At 36.2% G+C, this 658-nt stretch carries 1 protein-coding gene; it reads left to right on the top strand.

Going from position 1 to position 658, the window contains the following annotated elements; all coding sequences use genetic code 11:
• A partial coding sequence (locus BW716_RS35145; protein WP_083730681.1) for a DUF58 domain-containing protein occupies nt 1-658 on the top strand: 658 nt, incomplete at both ends.

The following is a 658-nucleotide window of genomic DNA, read 5'->3' as shown; positions in this document are numbered from 1 at the left end:
TGAATTTGCTGAGCATAAAGTCTATAATGCAGGAGAAAGCACCAAACACATCGATTGGAAATTATTTGCCAAAACAGATCGATTGTACACGAAACGTTATGAGGAAGAAACCAATTTGCGTTGTCATCTTATAGTCGATAATTCGTCGTCAATGCATTATCCCGAACTAAAATCAGGTCAGCCTTTTTATGAAAAGAAGATTGGTTTTGCGGTTTTAGCTTCGGCAGTTTTAATGAATATCTTAAAGAAACAACGTGATGCTGTGGGTTTAAGCGTTTTCTCAGACAGTTACGAATATTATGCTCCCGAAAAAGGAAGTGATCGCCACCACAGAATGTTGCTCAATAAATTAGAGCAATTATTAGAACAGCCAAAAGTCAAAAAAACAACGGACACGATTACGTATTTGCATCAAATTGCAGAGAAAATGCATCGCCGTTCGATGATTATTTTGTTTACAGATATGTTTCAGTCAGAAGATGATGAAAAGCTTTTTAGTGCCTTGCAACATCTTAAACACAACAAGCACAAAGTGGTTTTGTTTCATGTGGTAGATAATGAAACAGAGCTTAAATTCGACTTTGATAATACGCCAAGAAAGTTTATTGACTTAGAATCAGGCGAAGAAGTGTCGATTTTTGCCGATAATGTAAAAGTG

The sequence above is a fragment of the [Flexibacter] sp. ATCC 35208 genome (assembly GCF_001975825.1).
In the GTDB taxonomy this organism is placed as follows: domain Bacteria; phylum Bacteroidota; class Bacteroidia; order Chitinophagales; family Chitinophagaceae; genus Chitinophaga.
This window is presented reverse-complemented; position numbering and strand designations above follow the sequence as displayed.